This is a genomic window from Pseudomonas sp. MF6747 (assembly GCF_963890955.1).
Lineage (GTDB): Bacteria > Pseudomonadota > Gammaproteobacteria > Pseudomonadales > Pseudomonadaceae > Aquipseudomonas.
Window position 1 is genome coordinate 266,529 of sequence record NZ_CAWPSZ010000002.1, and the last position, 12,596, is coordinate 279,124.

Here is a 12,596-nt window from a genome sequence, read left to right on the forward strand (position 1 = left end):
GGCTTGCTCGCGAATACGCAGTGTCAGTCGACAGAGGTAATGACTGATACACCGCATTCGCGAGCAAGCCCGCTCCCACATTGGTTTTGCATTGTTGGTTAGCCCAGCAAATCTCTCAGCACGTGCGTGAATGCCCGGCTGCTTTCTTCTTCACCGGCATGGCGGCCATCGCGCACCATCCACTTGCCGTTGACCAGCACATCACGCACTTGCCGGTCACCACCGGCGAACAGCCAGCGGTTGAGAATGCCGTCTTCGCTGGCCGTGGCCAGGTACGGGTCATCACCGTCCAGCACAATCCAATCCGCGCGTTTCCCCACTTCCAATCGACCAATCGGCTGGCCCAGCGCCTGGGCACCGCCGTCCAGCGCGGCATCAAACAGCGTGCGGCCGACCATCGGTTGGTCACTGCGGTATAAGCGGTTGCGCCGTTGATCGCGCAGGCGCTGGCCGTATTCCAGCCATCGTAATTCTTCCACCACACTCAACGACACATGGCTGTCGGAACCAATGCCCATGCGCCCGCCTTGAGCGAGGAAATCGACGGCGGGGAAAATCCCGTCCCCCAGATTGGCTTCGGTGGTCAGGCACAGACCGGCAATCGCGCGGCTCTTGGCCATGCGCGCCACTTCGTCAGCATCAGCATGAGTGGCGTGCACCAGGCACCAGCGCTTATCGACGTCGACATTGTCATACAGCCATTGCAACGGTCGCTTGCCGCTCCAGGCCAGGCAGTCATCGACCTCTTTTTGCTGCTCGGCGATGTGGATATGCACCGGGCACGTCTTGTCGCTGGCGGCCAGGACGTCATTGATTTGTTGCGGCGTGACAGCGCGCAAGGAGTGAAAGCACAGGCCCAACTGCTGCGCCGGTTGCGCGGCGAGAATCGGCTTGAGGCGCGCTTGCAGGTCCAGGTAGTTTTCGGTGCTGTTGATAAATCGGCGCTGGCCTTCGTTCGGCGCCTGGCCACCAAACCCGGAATGGGTGTAAAGCACCGGCACCAGCGTCAGGCCAATCCCGCTGCTGGCGGCTGCCTGGCTGATCTGCCGCGACAGCTCCGTGCGATCGGCATAGGGCTGGCCGCTGACGTCGTGATGCACGTAATGAAATTCGGCCACCGAGGTGTAACCGGCCTTGAGCATCTCGATATACAGCTGGCGCGCGATGATCTGGAGTTGCTCCGGGTTGATCTTGCCGACCATGCGGTACATCAGATCGCGCCAGGTCCAGAAGCTGTCATTAGGGTTGCCGGCCACTTCGGCCAGGCCCGCCATGGCGCGCTGGAATGCATGCGAATGCAGGTTCGGCATGCCCGCCAATACCGGGCCTCTGAGCCGCTCGGCGCCGTCTGCCGTGGCGTTGGGCTCAACGTGGGTCAGTACGCCATCGGCGCTGACATCAAAGCGTACATCGTTGGCCCATCCATTAGGCAGCAGCGCGCGTTCGGCAAAGAAAGCGGACATGATCAAGGCACCCCGGTCGTGTGTTTATTTGTATATACATATACAGACGTTTGCCTGCTCGGTAAACTCCGGCAATCTATGCATCTTTTCCCCCTGCAAGGATTCCCTGTGCCGACTCCGCCTGCCAAGTCTTCGCTGGCTGCCCACATGGACGAAAGTCCGGCGCCCTTGTATGCCCGCGTCAAACAGATGATCAGCCAGCAGATCCTCAACGGCAACTGGCCGCCGCATTACCGCGTGCCGTCCGAGAGCGAGCTGGTCAGCCAGCTGGGTTTCAGCCGCATGACCATCAACCGCGCCCTGCGTGAACTCACCGCCGAAGGGTTGCTGGTGCGCATGCAAGGCGTCGGCACGTTCGTCGCCGAGCCCAAGAGCCAGTCGGCGCTGTTTGAAGTACACAACATTGCCGATGAGATCGCCTCCCGCGGTCACCGGCATACCTGCCAGGTCATCCACTTGTGCGAAGAGGCCGCAGGCTCCGAGCGCGCCGTCGCCCTGGAAATGCGCGAAGGCGGGCGGGTGTTCCACTCGCTGATCGTGCACTTCGAAAACGACATTCCGGTGCAAATCGAAGACCGTTTCGTCAATGCCCTCGTCGCGCCGGATTACTTGCAGCAGGATTTCACCCAGCAAACGCCGTACGCCTACCTCAACCAGGTTGCACCGCTGACCGAAGGCGAGCATGTGGTTGAAGCGATCCTCGCCGATGCCGAGGAGTGCAAGCTGCTGCAGATCGAGCCGAGCGAGCCGTGCCTGCTGATTCGCCGACGTACATGGTCCGGTCGCCAGCCGGTGACCGCCGCGCGTTTGATCCACCCCGGTTCCCGTCATAGCCTGGAAGGACGTTTCAGTAAATGAGTGCAGTGAAAGTCTGGCGCGCCACCGATTACATCCGCATGCCGTGGAAAAACGGCGGCGGCAGCACCGAAGAAATCACCCGTGACGCAGGCACCGGCCTGGATGGCTTTGGCTGGCGCCTGTCGATTGCCGATATCGCCGAGTCGGGTGGGTTTTCTACCTTCGCCGGCTACCAGCGCGTGATCACTGTGATCAAGGGTGCAGGCATGGTCCTGACCGTGGATGGCGAAGAGCAGCGTGGTTTATTGCCGCTGCAGCCCTTTGCGTTCAGCGGTGAAAGCGAGGTTTCGTGCCGCTTGATCACCGGGCCGATCCGCGATTTCAACCTGATTTATTCGCCGCAGCGTTATCAGGCGCGCTTTCAGTGGATTGATGGCGTGCAGCGGTTTTTCACGACGGCGCAGACGGTGCTGGTGTTCAGCGTGGCGGATGAAGTGAAGGTGCTGGACCAGAAGCTGGGGCATCACGATTGTCTGCAGGTGGACGGTAACACCGGCCTGTTGGACCTCTCGGTCAGTGGCCGCTGCTGCGTCATCGAACTGACCGCACGCGGTTAAAAAAAGTGGGAGGGGGCTTGCCCCCGATTAGGGTGTATCAGTACCAGATGGGCTGGCTGATACACCGCAATCGGGGGCAAGCCCCCTCCCACATTTGCTTCTGTGGCGCTTACAGCATGTGTTTCCAGGTCCCGCACCAATTTGTTACCGAATGCCCCAGCGTGGCGCAATGCCGTGTTGTTATGAACAGTCTCTCTCGCTGAAAAACGCCTCTATAAGAAATTTCACCAAACCTCCAAGCCTTAATTTTCAAGGCTTACACACGCCTTCCAAAAAAATCTCAACAGCTCACGCGCAAAGTTGGCCGCTCGATTGCATATGCTTGTATGTACAAGTAAAGATGTGTGCGTAAGACTCTCCTTCGCACCATCAATGTTCGCGCATCGATCGCCGAGGAGTCTGTTGTGACCAAGCCTACAAAGTACCGTGACGTCGAAATCCGTGCCGCTCGCGGTAACAAGCTCACCGCCAAAAGCTGGCTGACTGAAGCGCCGCTGCGCATGCTGATGAACAACCTCGACCCGCAAGTGGCCGAGAACCCGAAAGAATTGGTGGTGTACGGCGGTATCGGCCGTGCCGCGCGTAACTGGGAGTGCTACGACCAGATCGTCGAAAGCCTCACCAACCTGAATGACGACGAGACCCTGCTGGTGCAATCCGGCAAGCCGGTCGGCGTGTTCAAGACCCACAGCAACGCCCCGCGCGTGCTGATCGCCAACTCCAACCTGGTGCCGCACTGGGCCAGCTGGGAACACTTCAACGAGCTGGATGCCAAGGGCCTGGCCATGTACGGCCAGATGACCGCCGGCAGCTGGATCTACATCGGCAGCCAGGGCATCGTCCAAGGCACCTACGAAACCTTCGTCGAAGCCGGTCGTCAGCATTACAACAGCGACCTGACCGGCCGCTGGGTTCTCACCGCCGGCCTCGGCGGCATGGGCGGCGCGCAGCCATTGGCAGCAACCCTGGCTGGCGCCTGCTCGCTGAACATCGAGTGCCAGCAGGTCAGCATCGACTTCCGCCTGAGCAGCCGCTATATCGACGAGCAAGCCACCGACCTCGACGACGCCCTGGCGCGCATCGCCAAATACACCAAGGAAGGCAAGGCGATCTCCATCGCCCTGCTGGGTAACGCGGCGGAAATCCTGCCGGAACTGGTCAAGCGCGGCGTGCGCCCGGACATGGTCACCGACCAGACCAGCGCCCACGACCCGCTCAACGGCTACCTGCCGGCCGGCTGGACCTGGGACGAATACCGCGCCCGCGCCAAGACCGAACCGGCTGCTGTAATCAAGGCCGCCAAACAGTCGATGGCCGTGCACGTCAGAGCCATGCTCGAGTTCCAGAAGCAAGGCATCCCGACCTTCGACTACGGCAACAACATTCGCCAGATGGCCCAGGAAGAAGGCGTGGAAGATGCCTTCGCCTTCCCGGGTTTCGTACCGGCCTACATCCGCCCACTGTTCTGCCGTGGTATCGGCCCGTTCCGTTGGGCTGCACTGTCCGGCGACCCGCAAGACATCTACAAGACCGACGCCAAAGTCAAAGAGCTGATCCCCGACGACGCCCACCTGCACAACTGGCTGGACATGGCGCGCGAGCGCATCAGCTTCCAGGGCCTGCCGGCACGCATCTGCTGGGTTGGCCTGGGCCAGCGCGCCAAGCTGGGCCTGGCGTTCAACGAAATGGTGCGCAGCGGCGAGCTGTCGGCGCCGGTGGTGATCGGCCGTGACCACCTCGACTCCGGCTCGGTAGCCAGCCCGAACCGCGAAACCGAAGCCATGCAGGACGGCTCCGACGCCGTGTCCGACTGGCCACTGCTCAACGCCTTGCTCAACACCGCCAGCGGCGCAACCTGGGTCTCGCTGCACCACGGCGGCGGCGTGGGCATGGGCTTCTCGCAGCATTCGGGCATGGTGATCGTCTGCGACGGCACCGACGAAGCGGCTGAGCGCATTGCCCGCGTACTGCACAACGACCCGGCCACCGGGGTGATGCGTCACGCCGATGCCGGTTACCAGATCGCCATCGACTGCGCCAAGGAACAGGGCCTCAATCTGCCGATGATCAAGTAACTCAATGTGGGAGCGGGCTTGCTCGCGAATGCGGTGCGCCAGTCACCGTAATCGTTAGCTGACCCACCCCTTTCGCGAGCAAGCCCGCTCCCACATTTGATCTGCGTTGCAAGTACAAACAATCCATCAGAGGTTGAACACACATGGCTGCAAATGACGCACGTGCAAGCACCACCCCGTTGATCGAAAGGCGTTCGATCGACTACATCCCGGAAGCGGAAAGACACGGTCGTCTATTGAGTCAGTTCACCCTGTGGCTGGGTGCCAACCTGCAAATCACTGCGATTGTCACCGGGGCCTTGGCCGTGGTGCTGGGCGGCGATGTGTTCTGGTCGTTGATCGGTCTGTTGATCGGCCAACTGCTGGGCGGCGGCGTGATGGCGCTGCATGCGGCGCAAGGCCCGCAACTGGGCTTGCCGCAGATGATTTCCAGCCGCGTGCAGTTTGGCGTGTATGGCGCGGTGATCCCGCTGGTGCTGGTGTGCCTGATGTACATCGGTTTTTCGGCCAGCGGCTCGCTGCTGGCGGGGCAGGCGGTGGCGCAGCTGCTGCACGTGGAAGACTGGGTCGGCATCGTGCTGTTCGCCGGGCTGATCATGGTGTTCACCGTCTTCGGTTACCGCGTGATCCACGGTATTGGTCGAGTCGCCAGCGTGCTTGGCGTGGTTGCCTTCATCTACCTGTTCTACAAATTGCTCGCCGGTAACGATGTCGGTGCGCTGCTGGGCAACAAGCATTTTTCGCTGAGCAGTTTCCTGCTGGCGATTTCGTTGTCGGCGTCCTGGCAGATTGCGTTCGGCCCATATGTGGCGGACTACTCCCGCTACTTGCCGCGCAGCACGCAGGCGTCGAAAACCTTCTGGGCGGTTGGCCTGGGCTCGGTGATCGGGGCGCAGGCGTCGATGGTGTTCGGTGTGTTCGCGGCGGCCCTGGCCGGTGCGCAATTCGCCCACCACGAAGTGTCGTTTATCGTCGGCCTGGGCGGCACCGGCATTGTCGCGGCGCTGCTGTATTTCAGCATCGCCTTCGGCAAGATCACGGTGACCACCCTCAATGCCTATGGCAGCTTCATGTCCATCGCGACGATCATCAGCGGCTTTCGTGGCAGCCGGCACATTTCGAGTGCGGTGCGCCTGCTGTACATCTTCCTGATGGTGTCGATTGCCGCCGCGCTGGCGTTGCTGGGCAAGGACTCGTTCCTCAAGGATTTCTCCGCGTTCATCCTGTTTCTGCTGGCGTTTTTCACGCCGTGGAGCGCGATCAACCTGGTGGATTTCTACTGCATCACCAAAGAGCGTTACGACATCCCGGCACTCTCCAACCCCAATGGTCGCTACGGCCGCTGGAACTGGATGGGCATCAGCATCTACGTGCTGGGCGTGCTGATCCAGATGCCGTTCATCTCCACGCATTTCTACACCGGCCCCCTGGTTGCCAGCCTTGGCGACACCGATATCTCCTGGATCATCGGCCTGGTGGTGCCCGCCGCGCTGTATTACTGGGCCGCGAAAAAGTGGCACAGCGCAATTCCTGAACGACTGATCCTGCCGGTAGAGCAGGGCGCTATACCAACGACAAATGGGCTGGCTGCACAGGCCTGATGGGACGTGGACAGGGCAGGATGCCTACTGACTGCCGTAATCCATTTCAAGATTGGGAGCGTCACAACAATGAAGATGAATAAGACCCTGCTGGCCACGTTGTTCTCTGCAAGCGTGTTGGCGAGTGCCGGCGCCCAGGCGGCCGGTTGGTGCGAATCCGGCAAACCGGTGAAGTTTGCGGGCCTGAACTGGGAAAGCGGCATGTTGCTCACCGACATCCTGCAAACCGTGCTGGAAAAAGGCTACGACTGCAAAACCGACAGCCTGCCGGGTAACTCCATCACCATGGAAAACGCCCTGAGCAGCAACGACATCCAAGTGTTTGCCGAAGAGTGGGTCGGCCGCAGCGAAGTCTGGAACAAGGCCGAGAAGGCCGGCAAAGTCGTTGGCGTCGGTGCGCCGGTCGTCGGCGCGGTGGAAGGTTGGTACGTGCCGCGCTACGTGATTGAAGGCGACGCCAAGCGCAAGTTGGAACCCAAGGCGCCGGACCTGAAAACCATCGCCGACCTGGCCAAATACGCCTCGGTGTTCAAGGACCAGGAAGAACCGTCCAAAGGCCGTTTCTACAACTGCCCGGCCGGCTGGACCTGTGAGCTGGACAACAGCGAAATGCTCAAAAGCTACGGCCTGGAAAGCACCTACACCAACTTCCGCCCAGGCACCGGCCCGGCGCTGGATGCGGCGGTGCTGTCGAGCTACAAGCGTGGCGAGCCGATCCTGTTCTACTACTGGTCGCCGACGCCGCTGATGGGCCAGGTCGACCTGGTCAAACTGGAAGAAAAGCCCGGTGTGGATAAAAGCGTGAGCATCAAGGTCGGCTTGTCCAAGACCTTTCACGAGCAAGCGCCAGAGCTGGTGGCCGTGCTGGAGAAGGTCAACTTGCCTATCGACTTGTTGAACCAGAACCTGGGCCGCATGGCCAAAGAGCGAATTGAGTCGCCAAAACTGGCGAAAATTTTCCTCAAGGAACATCCTGAAGTCTGGCACGCATGGGTGAGCGACGACGCAGCCAAGAAAATCGACGCGGCCTTGTAGGTCAAGCGTGTCCGACTACCCTGAGGGGCTGGTCGGACACCCGGCCACAACCCACTGGATCGAGAGCACGATATGTTTCCTGAGAGTTTTACGTTTTCCATCGCCGACTGGGTCAACGGTTGGGTGGACTCACTGGTCACCAACTACGGCGATGTGTTCCGGCACATCTCCGACACCTTGCTGTGGGCCATCGTCAACCTGGAAGGGTTGCTGCGCGCGGCGCCCTGGTGGCTGATGCTGGCCATCGTCGGCGGCATCGCCTGGCATGCTACCCGCAAGGTGCTGACCACCGCGGTGATCGTCGGCCTGCTGTTCCTGGTGGGCGCGGTTGGCCTGTGGGACAAGCTGATGCAAACCCTGGCGCTGATGATGGTCGCCACGGTGATCTCGGTGCTGATCGGCATTCCGCTGGGCATCTTGTCGGCGCGCAGCAATCGCTTGCGCTCGGTGCTGATGCCGTTGCTGGACATCATGCAAACCATGCCGAGCTTCGTGTACCTGATTCCGGTGCTGATGCTGTTCGGCCTGGGTAAGGTGCCGGCGATTTTCGCCACGGTAATCTACGCCGCGCCGCCGCTGATTCGCCTCACCGACCTGGGCATTCGCCAAGTCGACGGCGAAGTCATGGAAGCCATCAACGCCTTTGGCGCCAACCGCTGGCAGCAGCTGTTCGGCGTGCAACTGCCGCTGGCGCTGCCAAGCATCATGGCCGGTATCAACCAGACCACCATGATGGCGTTGTCGATGGTGGTCATCGCCTCGATGATCGGTGCGCGTGGCTTGGGTGAAGACGTGCTCGTCGGCATCCAGACCCTCAACGTTGGTCGTGGCCTCGAAGCCGGGCTGGCGATTGTGATTCTCGCAGTGGTCATCGACCGCATTACCCAGGCCTATGGTCGTCCACGGCATGAGGCGAGCAAATGACTACTGTCAGCAAAATTGAAGTTAAAAACGTCTTCAAGATTTTCGGCAACCGTTCCAAGGACGCCCTGGCCATGGTTGGCCAAGGCAAGACCAAGGACCAGGTACTGGCCGAGACCGGTTGCGTGGTCGGTGTCAACGACTTGTCCCTGAGCATCGGCACCGGCGAGATCTTCGTGATCATGGGCCTGTCGGGCTCCGGCAAATCCACGCTGGTGCGCCACTTCAACCGCCTGATCGACCCTACCAGCGGCGCGATCCTGGTGGACGGCGAAGACATCCTGCAACTGGACATGGAAGCCCTGCGCCAATTCCGTCGGCACAAGATCAGCATGGTGTTCCAGAGCTTCGGCCTGCTGCCCCACAAGAGCGTGCTCGACAACGTCGCCTACGGCCTGAAAGTGCGTGGCGAAACCAAGCAGGTGTGCGCCGAACGCGCGCTGCACTGGATCGAAACCGTGGGCCTCAAAGGCTACGAAAACAAATACCCGCACCAGCTGTCCGGCGGCATGCGCCAGCGTGTGGGCCTGGCCCGCGCCTTGGCCGCCGACACCGACATCATCCTGATGGACGAAGCCTTCAGCGCCCTCGATCCGTTGATCCGCGCCGAGATGCAGGACCAGTTGCTGGAGCTGCAAAAGACCCTGCACAAAACCATCGTGTTCATCACTCACGACCTCGACGAAGCCGTGCGCATCGGCAACCGCATCGCGATCCTCAAGGACGGCAAGCTGATCCAGGTCGGCACGCCGCGCGAGATTCTGCATTCGCCGGCGGATGAGTATGTGGACCGGTTTGTTCAGCGCCGCGCTGCGGTGGTTTGAGCCCGATTGTGTGGTGAGGCTGCGGGCCCTATCGGGGGCAAGCCCCCTCCCACATGTTGAACTGTGAACACCTTCAAAGGTGGGAGGGGGCTTGCCCCCGAAGAGGCCGGTAAGGCTGCACAAGAATTGAAGAAGGTATGAAGATGTCCCAGGCAGCAAAAATCATCATCGCCGACGCTCCCCTGCGCTGGCAGGACGTGGTCGCCGTCGCCCGCTTTGGTGCGCAGCTCGAACTTTCGGGCCAGGCCTGGGCGCGCATCGACAATGCCCAGGCCATCGTGCAGCGCATCGTCACCAGCGGCGAGCGCGCTTATGGCGTGAACACCGGCCTGGGCGCGCTGTGCAATGTGTCGCTCAAGGGCGAGCAGCTCAGCCAGCTGTCGCGCAATACCTTGCTGAGCCACGCCTGCGGCGTCGGCCCGGTGCTGAGTGACGAGCAAACCCGCGCGATTATTTGCGCGGCGATCATCAACTACAGCCACGGCAAATCCGGCTTGCACCCACAGGTGGTGCATTCGCTGCTGGCGCTGCTCAACCACGGCATCACGCCGCAGGTGCCGTCCCAGGGTTCGGTGGGTTACTTGACTCACATGGCCCACGTCGGCGTGGCATTGCTCGGTGTCGGCACGGTGAGCTATCGCGGTCAGATCGTGACAGCGCAACAAGCATTACAGGCAGAAGGTTTGCAGCCGGTGGTACTCGGCGCCAAAGACGGCCTGTGCCTGGTCAATGGCACGCCGTGCATGACCGGCCTGAGCTGCCTGGCCCTGGCCGACGCACAACATTTGCTGCAATGGGCCGACGTGATCGGCGCCATGAGTTTCGAAGCCCAGCGCGGCCAGATCGACGCGTTCGACGAAGCCATCATCGCCCTCAAGCCGCACCCGGGCATGCAGCAAGTCGGCATCAACCTGCGCGCCTTGCTCGACGGCAGTGAGGTGATCGCCAGCAGCCAAGGCATTCGCACCCAGGACGCCTTGAGCATCCGCTCGATCCCGCACATTCACGGCGCAGCGCGCGACCAGGTCGAACACGCCACCCGCCAGATCGAGACCGAACTCAACAGCGCCACTGACAACCCGCTGGTGCTCGGCACGCCGGACACCTACCGCGTGGTGTCCCAGGCCAACCCGCACGGGCAGTCCGTGGCCTTGGCGGCCGACATGCTCGCCATCGCCATGGCGGAAATCGGCTCGGTGGCCGAGCGCCGCCTGGACCGCCTGATCAACCCGCACGTCAGCGGCTTGCCGGCGTTCCTGGTCAGCAACCCTGGGGTCAACTCCGGGATGATGATTGTGCAATACGTCGCCGCCTCGCTGTGCGGGCAGAACCGCCAGCTGGCGCAACCGGCGGTGCTCGACAATTTCGTCACCTCCGGCCTGCAGGAAGACCACCTGAGCATGGGCACCAACGCCGCGCTCAAGCTGCACCAGTTACTGGCCAACGTTACCCAGATTCTCGCCATCGAGTACCTGCTGGCGGCCCAGGCCTTCGAGTTTCTCAAGGACCAGCGTTTCGGCGCGGGCACCGACAGCGCCTGGCGCCTGCTACGTGAAAAAGTCCCACCTTACGAGCAAGACCGCTGGCTGGCGCCGGACATCGCCAGCGCTGCCGCGTTGCTTAAGGACACCGCTTTGCTGCACCACGTATTACCCCATTTGCACTGATTACTTATTCACAAATATTCAGAAGAACAATTCAAAGGAGCATGAATGTGACTGCGCTAAATCTGATTCCAGGCCAACTGAGCCTTGCCCAACTGCGGGCCATCTACCAGCAGCCGGTAACCCTCAGTCTGGATGACAGCGCCACGGCGCAGATCGAAGCCAGTGTTGCCTGCGTGGAGCAGATTCTCGCCGAGAATCGCACCGCCTATGGCATCAACACTGGTTTCGGCCTGCTGGCCTCGACCCGCATCGCAAGCGAAGACCTGGAAAACCTCCAGCGTTCGCTGGTGCTGTCCCACGCCGCCGGCGTTGGTGAGCCGATCAGCGACGCGCTGGTGCGGCTGGTCATGGTGCTCAAGGTCAACAGCCTGAGCCGTGGGTTCTCCGGGATTCGCCGCCAGGTGATCGACGCACTGATCGCACTGATCAACGCCGAGGTGTACCCGCACATCCCACTCAAAGGTTCGGTCGGCGCTTCGGGCGATCTGGCGCCGTTGGCGCACATGTCGCTGGTGCTGCTGGGCGAAGGCAAGGCGCGCTACAAAGGCGAATGGCTGGAAGCCACCGAGGCACTGAAAGTCGCCGGCCTGACGCCGTTGACCCTTGCCGCCAAAGAAGGCCTGGCCCTGCTCAACGGCACTCAGGTGTCCACCGCCTATGCGCTGCGCGGCCTGTTCGAGGGTGAAGACTTGTTCGCCGCTGCACTGGCGTGCGGCGGCCTGACCGTGGAAGCCGTGCTCGGCTCGCGCTCGCCGTTCGACGCGCGTATTCACGCCGCGCGTGGCCAGCGTGGGCAGATCGATTCGGCTGCGGCCTATCGCGACCTGCTCGGCGAAAGCAGCCAGGTCTCCCAGTCGCACCAGAACTGCGACAAGGTGCAAGACCCGTACTCCCTGCGCTGCCAGCCACAAGTCATGGGCGCCTGCCTGACCCAGTTCCGCCAGGCCGCCGACGTGCTGGTGGTGGAAGCCAACGCCGTGTCGGATAACCCGCTGGTGTTTGCCGCCGAAGGCGACGTGATTTCCGGTGGCAACTTCCACGCCGAACCGGTGGCCATGGCGGCTGACAACATGGCGTTGGCCATCGCCGAAATCGGCTCCCTGAGCGAGCGCCGTATCTCGTTGATGATGGACAAACACATGTCGCAATTGCCGCCGTTTTTGGTGGGCAATGGCGGGGTCAACTCCGGCTTCATGATCGCCCAGGTGACTGCTGCTGCCCTCGCCAGCGAGAACAAGGCGCTGTCCCATCCGCACAGCGTGGATAGCCTGCCGACCTCGGCGAACCAGGAAGACCACGTGTCCATGGCCCCGGCTGCGGGCAAACGCCTGTGGGAAATGGCTGAGAACACCCGTGGCATCCTGGCAGTGGAATGGCTGGCCGCGTGCCAGGGCCTGGACCTGCGCGACGGCCTGAAAACCTCGCCGAAGCTGGAGCAAGCCCGTGGCATCCTGCGCGCCAAAGTCGGCTTCTACGACAAGGACCGCTTCTTCGCCCCGGACATCAATGCCGCCAGCGAACTGCTCGCCAGCCGCTGCCTGAACGAGCTGGTGCCGGCCAAGTTGCTGCCGAGCCTCTAAGCTCGCCGCTGTCCA

Annotated in this window: 10 protein-coding genes; 9 read left to right on the top strand and 1 reads right to left on the bottom strand. The window is 61.8% G+C overall.

What is annotated here, in order from left to right:
* Positions 1-98: 98 nt before the first annotated feature.
* Entirely contained in the window at positions 99-1,463 is a 1,365-nt protein-coding gene (locus tag AACW30_RS03535; protein WP_200624284.1) for a formimidoylglutamate deiminase, read from the bottom strand.
* 147 nt (positions 1,464-1,610) lie between these two features.
* On the opposite strand from AACW30_RS03535, the gene hutC reads away from it, so the two are divergent.
* From hutC to hutH, 9 genes are all read left to right on the top strand, one after another.
* The gene (gene hutC / locus AACW30_RS03540) at positions 1,611-2,321 is read left to right on the top strand and encodes a histidine utilization repressor (RefSeq protein WP_232000148.1); all 711 of its coding nucleotides are present in this window, start codon (positions 1,611-1,613) and stop codon (positions 2,319-2,321) included.
* A complete protein-coding gene (locus AACW30_RS03545; protein WP_106577489.1) occupies positions 2,318-2,878 on the top strand; it encodes a HutD/Ves family protein in 561 nt (186 codons plus the stop codon). The genes hutC and AACW30_RS03545 overlap by 4 nt, the downstream gene beginning before the upstream one ends.
* A gap of 404 nt (positions 2,879-3,282) precedes the next feature.
* Entirely contained in the window at positions 3,283-4,953 is a 1,671-nt protein-coding gene (hutU, locus tag AACW30_RS03550) for a urocanate hydratase (RefSeq protein WP_200624285.1), read from the top strand.
* A gap of 143 nt (positions 4,954-5,096) precedes the next feature.
* Entirely contained in the window at positions 5,097-6,554 is a 1,458-nt protein-coding gene (locus AACW30_RS03555; RefSeq protein ID WP_200624286.1) for a purine-cytosine permease family protein, read from the top strand.
* A gap of 69 nt (positions 6,555-6,623) precedes the next feature.
* Entirely contained in the window at positions 6,624-7,589 is a 966-nt protein-coding gene (locus AACW30_RS03560; protein ID WP_106577491.1) for an ABC transporter substrate-binding protein, read from the top strand.
* Between the two features lie 72 nt (positions 7,590-7,661).
* Positions 7,662-8,513, top strand: a complete 852-nt coding sequence (locus AACW30_RS03565) for an ABC transporter permease (RefSeq protein WP_058411854.1) — start codon at positions 7,662-7,664, stop codon at positions 8,511-8,513.
* Positions 8,510-9,334, top strand: coding sequence for a quaternary amine ABC transporter ATP-binding protein (locus AACW30_RS03570; protein ID WP_106577492.1), 825 nt, complete (start codon positions 8,510-8,512; stop codon positions 9,332-9,334). Before AACW30_RS03565 ends, AACW30_RS03570 begins: the two co-directional genes overlap by 4 nt.
* A gap of 143 nt (positions 9,335-9,477) precedes the next feature.
* Complete coding sequence (locus AACW30_RS03575; protein WP_200624301.1) at positions 9,478-11,001, top strand: HAL/PAL/TAL family ammonia-lyase; 1,524 nt, start codon at positions 9,478-9,480, stop codon at positions 10,999-11,001.
* Positions 11,002-11,042: 41 nt separating this feature from the next.
* Positions 11,043-12,581: a histidine ammonia-lyase gene (gene hutH, locus AACW30_RS03580; RefSeq protein ID WP_106577493.1), complete on the top strand. Its 1,539-nt coding sequence runs from the start codon at positions 11,043-11,045 to the stop codon at positions 12,579-12,581.
* Positions 12,582-12,596: the final 15 nt, after the last annotated feature.

Coding starts and splice junctions, on each gene's coding strand:
- AACW30_RS03535 (WP_200624284.1), bottom strand. CDS start 1,463: ATGTCCGCTTTCTTTGCCGAACGCGCGCTGCTGCCTAATGGATGGGCC.
- hutC (WP_232000148.1), top strand. CDS start 1,611: ATGGACGAAAGTCCGGCGCCCTTGTATGCCCGCGTCAAACAGATGATC.
- AACW30_RS03545 (WP_106577489.1), top strand. CDS start 2,318: ATGAGTGCAGTGAAAGTCTGGCGCGCCACCGATTACATCCGCATGCCG.
- AACW30_RS03555 (WP_200624286.1), top strand. CDS start 5,097: ATGGCTGCAAATGACGCACGTGCAAGCACCACCCCGTTGATCGAAAGG.
- AACW30_RS03560 (WP_106577491.1), top strand. CDS start 6,624: ATGAAGATGAATAAGACCCTGCTGGCCACGTTGTTCTCTGCAAGCGTG.
- AACW30_RS03565 (WP_058411854.1), top strand. CDS start 7,662: ATGTTTCCTGAGAGTTTTACGTTTTCCATCGCCGACTGGGTCAACGGT.
- AACW30_RS03570 (WP_106577492.1), top strand. CDS start 8,510: ATGACTACTGTCAGCAAAATTGAAGTTAAAAACGTCTTCAAGATTTTC.
- AACW30_RS03575 (WP_200624301.1), top strand. CDS start 9,478: ATGTCCCAGGCAGCAAAAATCATCATCGCCGACGCTCCCCTGCGCTGG.
- hutH (WP_106577493.1), top strand. CDS start 11,043: ATGAATGTGACTGCGCTAAATCTGATTCCAGGCCAACTGAGCCTTGCC.